Raw genomic sequence first — 16617 nt, 5'->3', positions numbered from 1 at the left:
AGGATATAAAGATCATCTCCGGGACAATCTATATTTCGTGGAGGTGATATTAAAATGGCACAAAACAACAACCAACAACCTGGTAAAACATCAGCAGGTACTAACATTCAACAAGTGAGACAACAAAACGCTCAATCAGCACAAGGCGCTGGAGCTCAAGCGGGTGCAGGTCAATTTGGCACTGAATTCGCTAGTGAAACGAATGCTCAACAAGTAAGACAACAAAACCAACAAGCTGAAGCTAAAAAGAACCAAAATTCTTAAGTTAGTTATGCAAAAGACACCTTTCCCAATTCGTGGAGAGGTGTCTTTTTTTGGTGGAATTGCTTTAATTTAAGAGATTGTTGCTTTTAAAACAAAAACTATTTCAGGTTAATTGGATCGGAAATTAGCCACCGTATTACTTTGTAAATAGCAACAACGTTTGCGAAAATAGCCATGTGAAAAGTGAAATAGTCTATTAAAAATAGTTATAAGAATTGACCTAGTAGCATTGTAAATGAAAAGATAACACTCAAAACGACAAAACTTCCGTTTCCTCTACATAAGTAGTCAAAGGAAAGAACGATGTTACGGAGAATTAAACACTATCACAATTTTTGATGATTTCTCTTTAACAGAAAGGAGTGTTGCTATGAATTTTGATCAATTGGTAGGTGAGCAGTTAAAAACTATGGATAAATTATTATATTTGCAGTCTGAAATTGAACGGTGCCAAGATATAATGAAACAACTGATTGCTTTGCAGGACGAAGCAAAGATACAATCTGTGCAAGATGAGATTGAGCAAATGAAGCTGGAATTAAATAGAATTCAAGAAATATTTGAAAAACAAACAGAAGAGGTTATTCGATCCTACGAAAATCAACAATTCGAAACCGTTTCTTGAATACAATTGGGGTCATTTCCTACGAAATGACTCTTTTATTTTCTTTTTTAATTCACAAACGGTATAATGATAACAAATAAATTACGAGACGACGTTTGTGAGATAAGAGATTTCACGAAGCGACCATTTGAAAGAAGGGGAGAAACGTGGGCTTTCCCAGGGAAGGAGACAAAATCCAAATTCATAGTTATAAGCATAATGGTTACATCCACAGAGTTTGGGAAGAATCAACTGTTTTAAAAGGTTCACAGCATTGTATTATTGGTGGTAATGACCGAACAGTTGTAACAGAATCGGACGGAAGAACGTGGATAACGAGAGAACCTGCTATATGCTATTTTCATGCGAGACATTGGTTTAATATTATCGGTATGCTTAGGAATGATGGTGTTACCTACTACTGTAATATAAGCTCACCATTCGTTTGGGATGATGAAGCGTTAAAATATATCGACTATGATCTTGATGTGAAGGTGTATCCGGATATGACTTATACGATATTGGATGAAGATGAATACGAGCAGCATAGCAAGATTATGAACTATCCAGAAGTAATCGATCTTATCTTAAAGAATAATTTAGAAACTTTACTGCGGTGGATTCGCCAGAAAAAGGGGCCATTTGCGCCTGAATTTATCGATGAATGGTATGAACGGTATTTAACCTATGTAAAATAATAGTGTGTAAGTAAGGGTGGCTCAGGTAACGTTTCAACTTTGGCAGTAGTTGAAACAAAGGTAAGAGTCAGCCTTTTTTCTGTCCATAATAGGATATTTTTATTAAAGAATGTTTTCGCAAACTTTGTTGCTTTTAAAATAGTATTGGTTTGGTTGATTGCAGCGAGAGGATGCTCGCTTTCCGTGGGGCGGGCGATGAGCCTCCTCAGCGCGAAGCGCCTGCGGGGTCTCATCTGTCCCGCTACTCCCACAGGAGTCTCGCATATCCGTTCCAATCAACCTAATCAGTTTTGTTCAAAAACAACAATCTTTTAGAAAAGAGCCTTATTAAATAATATCAATTTAAAGAAATAATTTTATCTTTCTATAAAGTCTATTTGTTAAACTTGGTTGTTGATTTCCGCTACAGGCGTTCGCTCCAATCAACAATGTGCCAAAATCAATAGTGAGCTTTAACAGAATCTATATAAAATAAGAAGGAAAAATAGTAAGTAACGTTTATAGAGAGAAACGGGGGGTTAACGTGGGGTCTGTAAAGCGGTATATGGCTTTTGTAAAGCCTTATAGGCTTCAGATTGTGGGAACGATTATTATTGGTGTCATTAAATTTTCAATCCCACTTTTTTTGCCTTTATTAATAAAATATGTAGTTGATGACATTATTGGTGGGACAGGTTCTGCTGATGAGAAGACAAAAACCTTACTGACTATTATGGGCGGCATGTTTGTCTTATTTGTTGTTATTCGTCCGCCAATTGAATATTTCCGCCAATATTATGCGCAATGGGTAGGAAGTAAAATTTTATATGATATTCGTGACCAGCTATTCACGCATTTACAAAAATTGAGTTTACGTTATTACGCAAATACACGAGGGGGAGAAATTATCTCTCGTGTAATAAATGATGTTGAGCAAACAAAGAATTTCGTTATAACTGGGTTAATGAATGTCTGGCTTGATGTTGTTACGATTGTAATCGCAATAGGGATTATGTTGACTATGGATGTAAAGCTAACACTAGTGTCAATCGTTTTATTTCCATTTTACGGATTGTCTGTGAAGTACTTTTATGGAAAACTTCGTCATTTAACAAGAGTTCGATCACAGGCACTTGCAGAGGTTCAAGGACACTTACATGAGCGTGTTCAGGGTATGCCTGTTATTCGAAGCTTTGCTACAGAGGAATTTGAGCAGAAACAGTTTGCGAAAGAAAATTCAAATTTTCTTACAAGTGCTTTAGATCATACGAGTTGGAATGCTCGAACTTTTGCGATTGTTAATACGCTGACAGATATTGCACCACTTGTAGTAATCAGCTATGCAGGCTACCAGGTGATTCATGGACAGCTTTCAATTGGTACAATGGTTGCGTTTATTGCTTATATCGAACAGCTATATAATCCACTTCGTAGATTAATTAATTCTTCAACAACACTAACACAGGCCTTTGCCTCTATGGATCGTGTATTTGAGTTTATTGATGTTCCTTATGAGGTTGTTGATAAGCCGAATGCAGTTGTAGCAAGTAATGTAAGGGGAGAGGTTGAATTTCAAAACATTTCTTTTCGCTACCAAGAAAACGAAGAGCTTATTATAGAAGATCTCTCTCTTCGAGTAAAACGAGGGGAAACAGTCGCACTTGTAGGAATGAGTGGTGGCGGGAAATCTACACTTGTTAGTTTACTTCCTCGTTTTTATGATGTGACAGACGGAAGAATTCTATTAGATGATATCGATATTCGTGATTATCAAGCACAAAGCTTACGTGGAAATATCGGTATGGTCCTACAGGATACGTTTTTATTTAGTAATACAGTTCGAGAAAACATCTTAATTGGGAAACCAGATGCAACCGAAGAAGAAGTAATTCATGCAGCAAAAGCGGCAAACGCACATGACTTTATTCTAAAATTACCAAATGGTTATGATACAAAGGTTGGAGAACGAGGAGTTAAGCTTTCAGGAGGACAAAAGCAAAGGGTTTCTATTGCGAGGGTGTTTTTGAAAAACCCGCCAATCCTTATTTTGGATGAAGCAACCTCAGCTTTAGATTTAGAAAGCGAGCATTTAATACAGGAAGCACTGGAAAACCTAGCAAAGGATCGTACTACCTTTATTGTTGCTCATCGACTGTCAACGATTACACATGCAAACAAAATTGTTTTAATTGAGGATGGTAAAGTTGTTGAGCAAGGAACACACCAAGAGTTAATGGAAAAACAAGGTCAGTATTTTAAGTTATTTCAAATACAACAATTAGACTGAAATCAATGCTGTATTCACTTTTAGATGAAGTGGGTATAGCTTTTTTTATACCAGCATTATTACGGTTGTTTGCGATCCTTTGGGAAAATATCAGAATAAAAGATCTAAAAAAATAAGGCTAGCAAATGCCAGCCTTATTCCTCCGTAATCTTTACTTCATTATCTTCTTTATGAAAGCTTTGGAAGCTACTAATTAACGTATCTAAGTGCTCAAGCTGTTCACTATAATCGATGATTGCCGATACTAGTGGTAATAGGTGATAAAAGCAGGATGAATCTTGCTTTTTATAAAATTCCATGAACACTTCAGTAAGCTGTTGTTTATTAAACTTATTTTCCCTCATCGGTTCGGATGGAGGTTGGGTTTTAATTTTCCCGATAAAACGTAACAGGGATTCTTCGTGAACATAAAGTAAGTAATCTAATTCACTTATTAACACTTTTTGAAAGTTTTCTGGCATTTGATGAAGTTCATTCTCTAAGCGATGAAGCTTCTTTAGTGTTTCAAGTGCACGATTTGTTGTTACAATCATCTGTCTAAAGAGAACGAGCTTTCTAGATTTTGCATATGATTCTCGTTTAAAATAATTTCGTTCCTCTTTATAATTCAAGTAGAGTTGATCGAGCTTTATCATGTGTTCTTTAAGCTTTACGATTTCATCCTTTAAGACATTATGTTCTGATGCCTGGCGAAGATTAATTCGAATCCATTTAATAATATCCTCTGTATTTTCTGTGATTCTCATATAAAGCTTTGTTTCATATTTTGGTGGAATAAATACTAAATTTACAATAAAAGCAGCTAAAACCCCTAGTGAAATTGTAAAAAAGCGAACGAATGCTACTTCAATGAAATCATCGCCTGGGCTTTCTAATATCGCAATAACCGTAACTAAGGCTACTGGAATCGTGTTTTCAGCCTTAAGCTTTAAATTGATTGCAATCACAATAATGGCAGTTAAACCAATAATGATTGGGTGTGAGCCGAATATAAGGCCAAAACCAATCGCTAATCCTGCACCAATAACATTTGCCTGGATTTGCTCAATAATCGATAAGTAGGAACGGTAAATCGTCGGCTGTATCGCAAAAATCGCTGAGATTCCAGCAAATGCGGCAGATGGCAGCTGAAAGGCTGTAGCTAAAAATAAAGCTAGTGTAATGGCAATCCCTGTCTTTAGGATGCGTGCACCTAGTTTCATGTATGCTTAATGACATTCCCTTCTTAAAATCATATAGTCGTTAAACTATCGTACATAGTTTTAGTGCCTAGCTCCAGCGCCTAGCGACTAATGAACTTCACACTCCTCCTTACGATAAGTCAACATCGAATCGCTTACGCTCTTCGTGTTTCCTTTATCTCATACGAAGTGCTCCAGTTCATACGTCGCTGAGCAAGGCGCTTCCGCTTTTCCTATAAACCAATATCGTACTATACAGGCTTTAGCTACTTTATACAAGGTACAATTTCCCTTTTTAATAAAAATTTAAAACGTAAATATATTCTGAAAATAGAAAGGTAGTGAAAATTTAAGACAAGGTACTTTTGTACACTTGTCTCAAAGGTAAAACAGCCCCCAATGAATGAGGGCTCACAGTATCTATTATATTAGTTTGCTAAATGCGTATTCCACAGCTTTTAGTGTTTCTGATAAATCCTCTTTTGTATGAGCAGTTGTTAAAAACCATGCTTCATATTTAGAAGGTGCTAGATTAATTCCTTGATGAAGCATTAGTTTGAAAAACTTGGCAAACATTTCACCATCTGTATTTTCCGCTTGTTCATAGTTTGTTATTTTTTCATCAGTAAAGTAAATCGTTAATGCGCCTTTTAATCGATTAATTGTTATCGGAATATTATATGTACGAGCGTGTTGTAATATACCTTCCTCAAGGATTGCTCCTAGTTCATCGAGGTTTTCGTACACCTTCTCTTGCTTTAATACTTCTAAGCAAGCAATTCCAGATAAAATGGATGCTGGGTTACCAGCCATTGTCCCAGCCTGATATGCTGGTCCTAGAGGTGCAACAGTCTCCATTATTTCCTTTTTCCCACCATAAGCTCCAATTGGGAGCCCTCCACCAATAATCTTTCCTAATGCCGTTAAATCTGGATATACTCCTAATAGATCCTGAGCACCGCCATACATAAAGCGAAAAGCGGTTATAACCTCATCGTAAATAACGAGTGCACCTGCATCATGGACCAATTCATTCACTTTTTCTAAAAAGCCAGGCTTTGGTTCGACGATTCCAAAGTTACCAACAATCGGTTCCACCAATATTGCAGCTACTTGGTCTCCCCATTTTTCTAATGCTTCTTTTAATGGTTCAATTTCATTAAAAGGGACAGTGATGACTTCTTGGGCGATGCTTTTTGGAACACCTGCAGAGTCTGGGGTACCTAATGTTGATGGACCAGAACCAGCAGCAACTAGGACTAGGTCTGAATGTCCGTGGTAACAGCCTGCAAATTTAATGATTTTGTCACGACCAGTGTAAGCTCTTGCCACACGAATTGTTGTCATGACAGCCTCTGTTCCGGAATTAACGAAACGAACCTTATCTAAAGCAGGCATCGCTTCCTTAAGCATTTTTGCGAATGTAACCTCATGTGGAGTTGGAGTTCCGTATAACACGCCACTCTCGGCGGCCTTTTGGATTGCATTTGTAATATGAGGATGAGCATGTCCTGTGATGATTGGACCATATGCTGCTAAATAATCAATATATTTGTTGCCATCGACATCCCAAAAATAGGCTCCATTAGCCCTCTCCATTACGACTGGTGAGCCGCCGCCAACTGCTTTATAAGAACGTGAAGGGGAATTTACCCCGCCAACTATATGTTGTAATGCTTCTTCGTGTAATTCATTTGATTTTGTAAATTGCATGATAGCCTCCTAGTATGTATCTAAAATCCTTTATTATTTTATCATGAATGCTAATCCCTTAAGAAATATTAAATTTTCTCTTAGGCTGTTTTCGTAAACTTTGTTACTATTTACCAAGTGGTGCGGTGTGGTTGATTTCCGCTCCAGTTGCTCGCTTTCCGCGGGGCGGGCGGTGAGCATCCTCGGCGTAAACGCCTGCATGAGTCTCACCTGTCCCGCTACTCCCGCAGGAGTCTCGCAATCCGTTCCAATCAACCTGAAATAGTTTTTGTTTTAAAAGCAACAATCTCTTATAAAAGAGCCTTCTCTTAAAAGTATAGACCTAGCATTTGTTGTAATCCTAAAGTTTCGTTAAACTATTCGTTGTGGTGAAAGATGGAGGGATAAAAAATGACAAACATTATTGAAGTGAAAAAATTACGCAAAGAATTTAAATCGTACTCTAGTCGTCAAGGTTTAAAAGGTGCTTTTCGCGATTTATTAAATCGTCAATATAAAACAATTCCAGCTGTAAATGATGTTTCGTTTACGGTTAAGCAGGGGGAAATGGTTGGGTATATCGGTGAGAATGGTGCTGGGAAATCTACCTCAATAAAGATGCTGACTGGAATTTTAACACCAACTTCAGGGGAGGTTCTTGTCAATGGGATGAATCCGCATAAAGAACGAGAGCGGTTTGTTCAATCAATTGGTGTTGTTTTCGGTCAACGTTCTCAATTATGGTGGGATATTGCGGTACAAGAATCATTTCGTTTATTAAAAAAGGTATATAAGGTGTCTGATGCAGATTATAACGAGCATATGGAGCATGTAATCACCACGTTAGATATTGGACCATTGTTAGATAAGCCTGTAAGGAAGCTGTCTTTGGGACAAAGAATGAGATGTGAGCTTGCTGCGGCTCTTATTCACAATCCACCATTATTATTCCTTGATGAGCCGACAATTGGACTAGATGTTTTAGTGAAATTGAAGATTCGTCAGTTTTTAAAAGAGATGAATGAAAAATACAAAACAACAATTCTTTTAACTACTCATGACTTATCAGATATTGAGGCACTTTGTGAACGCGTTGTAATGCTTGATGAAGGAAAGGTTATCTATGATGGAGCATTAGAGGAATTAAGATCTCACTGGGGAGAGGGAAAACAAATTCAATTCCAATTCGCGGAAGCAGTAGTTGAAAACCAGCTATCATTTTTAACAGCTGATATTGAAGTTTTTTGGCAAAAAGGTGATAAATTGAATGAATGGACTGCACTTGTAAGTGATAAGGAAGCTCAAATGTCTGAACTAATTAGTCGGGTAGTGGGTGCTCATCAAATTACGGATTTAAGTGTTACGGAAATCTCCACAGAAGAAGTCATTCGAAACATTTATGAAAAGGGAGAGGCATTAACTAGCTGAGGTGAAATATGGATAAATATTTAGAAATGATTAGGATTCGTTTTTTAATGATGCTTGCATATCGAACAAATTATTATAGCGGAATCTTAATTTATAGTATTAACATCGGTGCATATTATTTTTTATGGACAGCTATTTATGGTGGGAAAGAATCTATTGAAGGCTTGTCTGCGCTTCAAATGACAACATATGTGGCCGTTTCATGGATGGCAAGAGCGTTTTATTTTAATAATATTGATCGTGAAATAGCATTAGAGATTAAAGAAGGTAAAGTGGCTGTTGAATTGATTAGACCCTATAACTATTTAGGGATGAAGACAATGCAGGCATTTGGAGAAGGTATCTTTCGTTTAGTGTTTTTCTCTGTTCCAGGATTGGTTATTGTCGGACTGGTGTTCCCGATGGAGTTTTCTTCAAACGGGACAACGTGGTTTATTTTTGCATTTTCGTTATTATTTAGTTTTATTATTAATACCCAAATTAACTTGGTTACAGGCATGCTGACATTTTTCTTATTTAATAATGATGGTCTCATGAGGGCGAAACGAGTGATTATCGATTTGTTTTCTGGTCTCCTCCTGCCAATTAGCTTTTATCCAATGTGGGCTCAAGACGTTATGAAGTATTTTCCTTTCCAAGCAATTAGTTATATTCCAAGTATGATTTTTACAGAGGGAATGAAAGGGAATGAAGTGCTTCAAGCCCTTCTGTTACAAGGTTTTTGGGCAATTGTATTACTCATTCCAATCCAACTGCTGTGGGTCTTAGCGAAAAAACGAATGATTATACAGGGGGGATGAGGGTATGTTCTATTTTTCAATGTTTACTCAATATATCGGACAATATATGAAAACAAGAATGCAATATCGGGCAGATATGGTTGTAGAGCTTCTATCTGATATGCTTTTTCAAGTAACAAATCTTGTTTTTATACTTGTTGTTTTTGGGCATACACAATTTTTAAGTGGTTGGTCACGTGATGAGATTATTTTTATTTATGGTTTTTTCTTAGTGCCATTCGCTGTGTTTGGGGCATTCTTTAATATTTGGGATTTTAATGAACGTTATATTGTAAAGGGGGAAATGGATAGAATTTTAACGAGACCGATTCATAGTCTGTTCCAAGTGATCTTAGAACGGATGGAGCTCGAATCGTTGTTCGGTGCAATAACAGGAATCTTGATTATGGGGTATGCCTCAATTCAATTAGATTTAACTTTTCAATGGTATGATTTTATCTTATTTTTTGTATTTGTCATTAGTGGTGCTCTTGTTTATGCAGGTATTTTCGTCTCGTTAGCCAGTATTGGCTTTTGGTCAGATGCCAGAACCTCTTTAATGCCTATGATGTATAACATTGGTAACTATGGGCGCTATCCGGTTGATATATATAATTCAGTGATTCGCTTTGTCTTAACGTGGATTTTGCCGTTTGCATTTGTTGGCGTATATCCGGCTGCATTCTTTCTAGAGAAAGAAGAATGGTATGTTTACTCGTTTTTAACTCCAGTAATGGGTGTAGGTTTCTTTGTATTATCTGTCTTCCTATGGAATTCAGGTGTGAAAAGATATCGAGGAGCAGGGAATTAGGGTGTGGAATTGAATCTTAAGGAGAGCTAGGGAAGCCTGGTTCTCCTTTTTACTTTTGGCTGTTTTCGCAAACCTTGTTGCTTTTAAAATAGTATTGGGTTGGTTGATTGGCACTCCAGGATGCTCGCTTTCCGTGGGGCGGGCGATGAGCCTCCTCAGCGCGAGCGCCTGCGGGGTCTCATCTGTCCCGCTACTCCAACAGGAGTCTCGCATATCCGTTCCAATAAACCTAATCAGTTTTGTTCAAAAACAACAATCTTTTAGAAAAGAGCCTTACTTTTTTAGTAGGTTCAAAAGTCATTTGAATATCAGCCTCCATGCTTGTATATATTGTACAAAGCAGTATCAGTTGGGTGGGGGTTGATTTGGAACTATTATTTTGTGTATTCATCGTAGTTTGTATTTTCATGAGCTTTAAAAGTGTTGTAGTTGCTTGTTTTCAGAAAAACTTTCTATCTTTTGAAACAGTTATTTTGATTACATATCTCTATTTATCACTCCTTATCGGCTTCGGCATGATATATCTAATTTTCATTCAAAGTAATCTGCATGTATTAATTGAATCAGGAGCCCCTATCTCAGGAGATTACTTTGATAAGCTTGTTACCTCGCTCTATTTTAGTGCTGTTACTTTATTTTCAGTAGGCTACGGTGATGTTGTGCCGATCGGAATTGGACGATTTCTTGCAGTATTTGAGGCTTTAATTGGTTATATCCTTCCAGCGGTATTTCTGGCGCGAACGGTGATTGGAATTGAAAAACAGTAAATAGTTGTACGATAGGCTAATGTTGGTTAGGCTTAGTTTAATTAGATATTTATTGGAGGGTAAAACAATGACAATTGATGTTGGCAATAGTGCACCAGATATTGAATTAGTTGCTGATGATGGTGAAAAAACGAGATTAGCTGATTTTAGAGGGAAATATATCGTTCTATACTTTTATCCAAAGGATATGACCCCAGGTTGTACAACTGAAGCTTGTGATTTTAGGGATCAACATCAAAGCTTTGCAGATGTTAATGCTGTAATTCTAGGCGTTAGTCCTGATCCTAAGGAGAAACACCAAAAGTTTAAAGAAAAACACGATCTGCCATTCCAATTATTGGTAGATGATGAGCATATATTAGCAGAAGCATTTGGTGTATGGAAGTTAAAGAAGAATTTTGGAAAAGAATACATGGGGATTGAAAGGTCCACGTTTATTATTGATCCTGAGGGCACTTTAATTAAGGAATGGAGAAAGGTAAAAGTGAAGGATCATGTCCAAGAAGCTCTTCAGTACATAAAGGAAATATCATAATTTAGAAGGTGAATAGATGAGAGACGAAAGAGTTAAGAAGTTAGCATCCGTTTTATTAACGCATTCTGTCAAAGTGAAAAAAGCAGAAAAAGTCTTGATTCGTGGGTCTATAATTACGAAGCCACTTATTACAGAGTTAATTGACCAAGCTTATTCGATGGGAGCCTATCCTTATGTAGAGCTTTTTGATGATGAAATTAATCTCCATTTAGCGAAAAACTACAAACGGGCTCAACTGGAAACACAAGCAAATTGGCAAATGCAGGTGTATAAAGATGTTGATGTGGTGATTGTCATCATCGGTGAAGAGAATGATGCAGAGATGGTTGGGATTCCTAAGGAAATGCACCGATTACGTGGTGAGATCATGAAGCCGGTTTCGGAGTTTTATGTTAATAATCGAAAATGGGTTTTGCTCAATTACCCTACAAAGGGGCTAGCTCAAAAGGCAGGTATGAGTACAAGGGAATTCGAGGATTATTTATTTGCTGTGTGTACTGTAGACTATGAAAAAATGGCAAATGCAGTTGCTCCTCTTAAAAGGTTGATGGAGAAAACAGACCAAGTACGTTTAGTAAGTCCTGGAACTGACTTGCGTTTTTCCATTAAGGATATACCTGTCATACCTTGTACAGGGGAAGCAAATGTTCCAGACGGGGAGATTTTCACGGCTCCTATTAAAGATTCAGTAAATGGAACGATTCTTTTTAATACACCATGTCCATATCATGGAACAACTTTCCGAAATGTGAAATTAACCTTTGAAAACGGGAAAATCACTGAAGCAACTTCGGATAACACGGATAAGTTAAATGAAATCCTAGATACAGATGAAGGTTCGAGATATATAGGTGAATTTGCAATCGGGTTTAATCCTCATATTGAAGAGCCTATGGGAGATATTTTATTTGATGAAAAAATCTGTGGCAGTCTACATTTCACACCAGGTGAAGCATATGAGGAAGCTGACAATGGGAATAAATCTGCTGTCCATTGGGATATGGTTCTAATACAAAGACCCGAATATGGCGGGGGAGAAATTTATTTTGACGATGTTCTAATACGAAAAGATGGAAAGTTTGTCCTACCAGAGCTTGAAAGCTTAAATCAGGAAAACCTAAAATAGGCTGCCTATTTTTTAAAAGCAAGGCAAACGTCCAGCCAATTTGATATAAAAAGCGTAATCTATAGGGAAGGCATTACCTCCTCAAATGTTAGCGCCGGACTAAGTGCGGATACGAGTTCCGCACTCTTTTTTGTGTGAAAAAGTGGTTAAGTTACATAAAAGATAATGATCGCATGAATATTTGTGAAAAGTAAACAATATTGATAAGTACTACCTACTGTAAACGGGGAGTAACTGTCACCATAGCTTATGGCTGTGGTAGTCAGGTTTCTCTATTTTTTCCGTTATTCTTAATATTGAAGAGTGATATTACTACTAGTTGATGAATGACTAATAAAGAACGTTTGACAAAAGTCTTAGTCACAATGTACACTATTTATAAACATTATAAAGTAATAATATTTATTAAGGTGAGGTGCATGGCGGATGTCTGAACATCAATTAAAAGATGCGTTAGAAACATTGAAGCAAACAGGAGTTCGAATAACACCTCAACGTCATGCTATACTTGAATTCTTAGTCGATTCCATGACACATCCTACAGCCGATGATATATATAAAGCATTAGAAGGGAAATTCCCTAATATGAGTGTTGCTACTGTTTACAACAATTTAAGGGTATTTCGTGAAGTTGGACTTGTAAAGGAATTAACGTATGGCGATGCATCAAGTCGGTTCGATTTTGTCACGTCTGATCACTATCATTGTATTTGTGAAAATTGTGGTAAGATTGTTGATTTTCATTACCCCGGACTTGATGAGGTTGAGGCGTTGGCTGCACATGTAACAGGATTTAATGTAAGTCATCACCGTATGGAAATATACGGATTGTGCAGCAATTGTGAAAAGAAAGAAACTCATTAAACAAGCTCAGGTTTAAACCTGAGCTTGTTTTTTTGTGAAATTTATTTCTGTTGTGATGTTTTTATAATTTTGGAGCAAAATACGGCTAAAATAAAAAAGAGGGTGACTCACTTATGGACAGACCCCTCTAATTCGATATATAGCATCATAACAAATGAATACTGTATAAATGAATTTTGGAGGGATCTGACTTAGTTGTGAGTCAGCCTCTTTTCTATTTGGTCTTCATCTTTTTACGATTATAATCCTCGTCAAACTCCTTGCCTTCTAAATCCTTGTCCAATGTTAAAGGTTCTTTACAATACATACACATATCAACACGGCCAAGTATTTTTGTCGGCTTTCCACATGATGGACAAATAACTTGAACAGCTTTTGTTGAAAGCATTCCAATCCAAAAGTAAACAACTGTACTAGCGATGATCGAAAGCATTCCCAACAGCATGAAAATCGTCATTACCCACATATTCGTACGGAAGAAAATACCTAAATACATAATTATAAAACCTACAAAGACTAAGCTAAGGGCAAAAGTTCTTATTTTATTTATTTTACTACTATATTTACGAGCCATAACATAAACCTCCTTTGTTTAATATAGCACATGATGAATTTTAGATAAATTGTTAACTAATTTTCCTAATAAAACTTCCATAAGTGTTTAATGATTGTTTTATATGTTGATCTTACTTTATACTATCAGGAGTTAAATTTTAAGGATCGTATAATAAAAACCAAAACTTTCGACATTGGGCAATTTTTATCGTGCAATTTTGAAAAGGGTTTTTGCTTTTATATGTAGAAACAATAATATAGCCCATATAATGGAGGAATCATGATGGAAAATATTCTCCGTCCTATATATCAAGAAAGAGCAAGTCACTCAAATACATTAGCAATCATCATGATAGAAAAAAGAAATCAAACTTCTCCTTTAACAGATAACTTAGATGTTGCTTTGTTAGTAATTGTAAATGACTCAGATCAGTCATCATTTGTGAAACATTATGAATATGAAGATAAAAAGGCATCTTTAACAGTCATGACAAAAGATGAATTAAATGAATCCATTTTATTAGGAACAAATAGAAGGATTGTTGATTGGGTTTTAAATGGGAAAATACTATTTGATAGAAATGAATACATAATAGGGCTTATTGATCGCTTGCGAACCTTCCCCTTTTCAGAGCGCAAACTGAAAATTGGGATTGAATATGGAAAATTAATTCGAAGATATTTAGAAGGAAAGGTATTTTTTGAATCTAAGCAGCTATTAGATGCTTATAACCATATTGTTCACGCCCTTCATCATTTAGCAAGACTAGAAGTCATTGATCGGGGATATTATCCTGAAGTGACAGTATGGAACCAAGTAAAACATATCGAACCACAAATTTATAAGCTTTATAAAGAATTAGTAGAAAGTGATGAATCGTTAGAGAAGAGATTAGAGCTTTTGTTTTTAGCAAGTGACTTCTTAATTCATTCTAAAACAGAAGTTGGTGCAGCACATATCCTGACGATAATGTCAGAAAAGGAATCGTGGTATTATAATGAGTTATACCATCACCCGGAACTAAAGTATTACTCTGTAGATCTTAGTGTTCTATTAGAATTCTTAGTTGAAAAAAACTATGTTTCAATAGAACGAATCGAAACAAAAGGTAAAGAGGTTTTTCATCGTTCATATTTTGTTGCGAAAAAGTATTGACTTAGTTTTTTCGAGATGATATATTAGTAAACGTCGCTGCTACCGAAAAGGTAAACAGCGGCTCTCATCTCAGTTTCAACTTAAAAAGATTTTAAAAAGTTGTTGACAAAGAAAAACGAAAATGTTATATTTATAAAGTCGCTTCTAGACGAAACGACAACACAATGATCTTTGAAAACTAAACAAAACCAAGCGTGCCAACGTTAATTTTAATTAACAAAACAACGTACTATATAGTACAAATTTATGAGCTATATCAAACACTTTATTGGAGAGTTTGATCCTGGCTCAGGACGAACGCTGGCGGCGTGCCTAATACATGCAAGTCGAGCGAATCGATGGGAGCTTGTTCCCAGAGGTTAGCGGCGGACGGGTGAGTAACACGTGGGTAACCTGCCTGTAAGATTGGGATAACTCCGGGAAACCGGAGCTAATACCGGATAACATTTTGAACCGCATGGTTCGGAATTGAAAGATGGCTTCTAGCTATCACTTACAGATGGACCCGCGGCGCATTAGCTAGTTGGTGAGGTAACGGCTCACCAAGGCAACGATGCGTAGCCGACCTGAGAGGGTGATCGGCCACACTGGGACTGAGACACGGCCCAGACTCCTACGGGAGGCAGCAGTAGGGAATCTTCCGCAATGGACGAAAGTCTGACGGAGCAACGCCGCGTGAACGATGAAGGCCTTCGGGTCGTAAAGTTCTGTTGTTAGGGAAGAACAAGTACCAGAGTAACTGCTGGTACCTTGACGGTACCTAACCAGAAAGCCACGGCTAACTACGTGCCAGCAGCCGCGGTAATACGTAGGTGGCAAGCGTTGTCCGGAATTATTGGGCGTAAAGCGTACGCAGGCGGTTTCTTAAGTCTGATGTGAAAGCCCACGGCTCAACCGTGGAGGGTCATTGGAAACTGGGGAACTTGAGTACAGAAGAGGAGAGTGGAATTCCACGTGTAGCGGTGAAATGCGTAGAGATGTGGAGGAACACCAGTGGCGAAGGCGACTCTCTGGTCTGTAACTGACGCTGAGGTACGAAAGCGTGGGGAGCGAACAGGATTAGATACCCTGGTAGTCCACGCCGTAAACGATGAGTGCTAAGTGTTAGAGGGTTTCCGCCCTTTAGTGCTGCAGCAAACGCATTAAGCACTCCGCCTGGGGAGTACGGTCGCAAGACTGAAACTCAAAGGAATTGACGGGGGCCCGCACAAGCGGTGGAGCATGTGGTTTAATTCGAAGCAACGCGAAGAACCTTACCAGGTCTTGACATCCCACTGCCCGGTATAGAGATATACCTTTCCCTTCGGGGACAGTGGTGACAGGTGGTGCATGGTTGTCGTCAGCTCGTGTCGTGAGATGTTGGGTTAAGTCCCGCAACGAGCGCAACCCTTGATCTTAGTTGCCAGCATTTAGTTGGGCACTCTAAGGTGACTGCCGGTGACAAACCGGAGGAAGGTGGGGATGACGTCAAATCATCATGCCCCTTATGACCTGGGCTACACACGTGCTACAATGGATGGTACAAAGGGCTGCAAGACCGCGAGGTCAAGCCAATCCCATAAAACCATTCTCAGTTCGGATTGCAGGCTGCAACTCGCCTGCATGAAGCTGGAATCGCTAGTAATCGCGGATCAGCATGCCGCGGTGAATACGTTCCCGGGCCTTGTACACACCGCCCGTCACACCACGAGAGTTTGTAACACCCGAAGTCGGTGGGGTAACCGTAAGGAGCCAGCCGCCTAAGGTGGGACAGATGATTGGGGTGAAGTCGTAACAAGGTAGCCGTATCGGAAGGTGCGGCTGGATCACCTCCTTTCTAAGGGAAATGAGGCACACTTGGTTTTTGTTTAGTTTTGAGAGATCATTTTAGATCTTTCATTATAAGTAAGAA

15 protein-coding genes and 1 rRNA gene are annotated in these 16617 nt (G+C 38.0%); 13 read left to right on the top strand and 3 right to left on the bottom strand.

Annotated features, from left to right (window positions below):
* Nucleotides 1-54 precede the first annotated feature (54 nt).
* The 4 genes from WCV66_RS00630 (at nucleotide 55) to WCV66_RS00615 (ending at nucleotide 3832) form a co-directional block, all read left to right on the top strand.
* The gene (locus WCV66_RS00630) at nucleotides 55-264 is read left to right on the top strand and encodes a gamma-type small acid-soluble spore protein (RefSeq protein WP_066336014.1); all 210 of its coding nucleotides are present in this window, start codon (nucleotides 55-57) and stop codon (nucleotides 262-264) included.
* Between the two features lie 370 nt (nucleotides 265-634).
* On the top strand, nucleotides 635-889 hold the full coding sequence (locus WCV66_RS00625) for a YgaB family protein (protein ID WP_066336024.1): 255 nt from the start codon (nucleotides 635-637) through the stop codon (nucleotides 887-889).
* 146 nt (nucleotides 890-1035) lie between these two features.
* Complete coding sequence (locus WCV66_RS00620; RefSeq protein WP_066336031.1) at nucleotides 1036-1566, top strand: DUF402 domain-containing protein; 531 nt, start codon at nucleotides 1036-1038, stop codon at nucleotides 1564-1566.
* 523 nt (nucleotides 1567-2089) lie between these two features.
* Entirely contained in the window at nucleotides 2090-3832 is a 1743-nt protein-coding gene (locus tag WCV66_RS00615; protein ID WP_338787601.1) for an ABC transporter ATP-binding protein, read from the top strand.
* A 134-nt stretch (nucleotides 3833-3966) separates the two neighbouring features.
* Here WCV66_RS00615 and WCV66_RS00610 read toward each other — a convergent pair whose 3' ends face one another.
* Both WCV66_RS00610 and WCV66_RS00605 read right to left on the bottom strand, forming a co-directional pair.
* Nucleotides 3967-5034, bottom strand: a complete 1068-nt coding sequence (locus tag WCV66_RS00610; RefSeq protein WP_338787600.1) for an aromatic acid exporter family protein — start codon at nucleotides 5032-5034, stop codon at nucleotides 3967-3969.
* A gap of 402 nt (nucleotides 5035-5436) precedes the next feature.
* Nucleotides 5437-6726 (bottom strand): glutamate-1-semialdehyde 2,1-aminomutase, encoded by a 1290-nt coding sequence (locus tag WCV66_RS00605; RefSeq protein WP_338787599.1) that lies wholly within the window; start codon nucleotides 6724-6726, stop codon nucleotides 5437-5439.
* A gap of 390 nt (nucleotides 6727-7116) precedes the next feature.
* Here WCV66_RS00605 and WCV66_RS00600 point away from each other — a divergent pair, with 390 nt between their 5' ends.
* The 7 genes from WCV66_RS00600 to perR all read left to right on the top strand — a co-directional run bounded on the left by WCV66_RS00600 (nucleotide 7117) and on the right by perR (nucleotide 13015).
* Nucleotides 7117-8133, top strand: a complete 1017-nt coding sequence (locus tag WCV66_RS00600; protein ID WP_066336058.1) for an ATP-binding cassette domain-containing protein — start codon at nucleotides 7117-7119, stop codon at nucleotides 8131-8133.
* An 8-nt stretch (nucleotides 8134-8141) separates the two neighbouring features.
* Entirely contained in the window at nucleotides 8142-8933 is a 792-nt protein-coding gene (locus tag WCV66_RS00595) for an ABC transporter permease (protein WP_066336064.1), read from the top strand.
* A gap of 4 nt (nucleotides 8934-8937) precedes the next feature.
* Nucleotides 8938-9723 (top strand): ABC transporter permease, encoded by a 786-nt coding sequence (locus WCV66_RS00590; protein WP_066336066.1) that lies wholly within the window; start codon nucleotides 8938-8940, stop codon nucleotides 9721-9723.
* A gap of 365 nt (nucleotides 9724-10088) precedes the next feature.
* Nucleotides 10089-10490, top strand: coding sequence for an ion channel (locus WCV66_RS00585; RefSeq protein ID WP_185653946.1), 402 nt, complete (start codon nucleotides 10089-10091; stop codon nucleotides 10488-10490).
* A 67-nt stretch (nucleotides 10491-10557) separates the two neighbouring features.
* Nucleotides 10558-11025: a thioredoxin-dependent thiol peroxidase gene (bcp, locus tag WCV66_RS00580; protein WP_338787597.1), complete on the top strand. Its 468-nt coding sequence runs from the start codon at nucleotides 10558-10560 to the stop codon at nucleotides 11023-11025.
* A gap of 16 nt (nucleotides 11026-11041) precedes the next feature.
* Entirely contained in the window at nucleotides 11042-12151 is a 1110-nt protein-coding gene (locus tag WCV66_RS00575; RefSeq protein WP_338787596.1) for an aminopeptidase, read from the top strand.
* A 426-nt stretch (nucleotides 12152-12577) separates the two neighbouring features.
* A complete protein-coding gene (perR, locus tag WCV66_RS00570) occupies nucleotides 12578-13015 on the top strand; it encodes a peroxide-responsive transcriptional repressor PerR (protein ID WP_066336074.1) in 438 nt (145 codons plus the stop codon).
* 214 nt (nucleotides 13016-13229) lie between these two features.
* On the opposite strand, the gene WCV66_RS00565 is transcribed toward perR, so the two are convergent.
* The gene (locus WCV66_RS00565) at nucleotides 13230-13589 is read right to left on the bottom strand and encodes a YgzB family protein (RefSeq protein WP_066336079.1); all 360 of its coding nucleotides are present in this window, start codon (nucleotides 13587-13589) and stop codon (nucleotides 13230-13232) included.
* Nucleotides 13590-13853: 264 nt separating this feature from the next.
* Here WCV66_RS00565 and WCV66_RS00560 point away from each other — a divergent pair, with 264 nt between their 5' ends.
* Nucleotides 13854-14726 carry a nucleotidyltransferase-like protein gene (locus WCV66_RS00560; RefSeq protein WP_066336082.1) on the top strand — a complete coding sequence of 291 codons (873 nt, stop codon included), beginning with the start codon at nucleotides 13854-13856 and terminating at the stop codon, nucleotides 14724-14726.
* A 265-nt stretch (nucleotides 14727-14991) separates the two neighbouring features.
* Nucleotides 14992-16542: ribosomal RNA gene (locus WCV66_RS00555) — 16S ribosomal RNA — on the top strand.
* Nucleotides 16543-16617: the final 75 nt, after the last annotated feature.

Origin of the sequence: Metabacillus rhizosphaerae (genome assembly GCF_037201795.1) — a bacterium.
Classification (GTDB): domain Bacteria; phylum Bacillota; class Bacilli; order Bacillales; family Bacillaceae; genus Metabacillus; species Metabacillus rhizosphaerae.
This window is presented reverse-complemented; position numbering and strand designations above follow the sequence as displayed.

Bases quoted from the DNA above. Each gene is read 5' to 3' on its own strand.
- perR (WP_066336074.1), top strand. From the start codon at position 12,578: ATGTCTGAACATCAATTAAAAGATGCGTTAGAAACATTGAAGCAAACA.
- WCV66_RS00600 (WP_066336058.1), top strand. From the start codon at position 7,117: ATGACAAACATTATTGAAGTGAAAAAATTACGCAAAGAATTTAAATCG.
- WCV66_RS00575 (WP_338787596.1), top strand. From the start codon at position 11,042: ATGAGAGACGAAAGAGTTAAGAAGTTAGCATCCGTTTTATTAACGCAT.
- WCV66_RS00590 (WP_066336066.1), top strand. From the start codon at position 8,938: ATGTTCTATTTTTCAATGTTTACTCAATATATCGGACAATATATGAAA.
- WCV66_RS00630 (WP_066336014.1), top strand. From the start codon at position 55: ATGGCACAAAACAACAACCAACAACCTGGTAAAACATCAGCAGGTACT.
- WCV66_RS00560 (WP_066336082.1), top strand. From the start codon at position 13,854: ATGGAAAATATTCTCCGTCCTATATATCAAGAAAGAGCAAGTCACTCA.
- WCV66_RS00605 (WP_338787599.1), bottom strand. From the start codon at position 6,726: ATGCAATTTACAAAATCAAATGAATTACACGAAGAAGCATTACAACAT.
- WCV66_RS00565 (WP_066336079.1), bottom strand. From the start codon at position 13,589: ATGGCTCGTAAATATAGTAGTAAAATAAATAAAATAAGAACTTTTGCC.
- bcp (WP_338787597.1), top strand. From the start codon at position 10,558: ATGACAATTGATGTTGGCAATAGTGCACCAGATATTGAATTAGTTGCT.
- WCV66_RS00610 (WP_338787600.1), bottom strand. From the start codon at position 5,034: ATGAAACTAGGTGCACGCATCCTAAAGACAGGGATTGCCATTACACTA.
- WCV66_RS00595 (WP_066336064.1), top strand. From the start codon at position 8,142: ATGGATAAATATTTAGAAATGATTAGGATTCGTTTTTTAATGATGCTT.
- WCV66_RS00625 (WP_066336024.1), top strand. From the start codon at position 635: ATGAATTTTGATCAATTGGTAGGTGAGCAGTTAAAAACTATGGATAAA.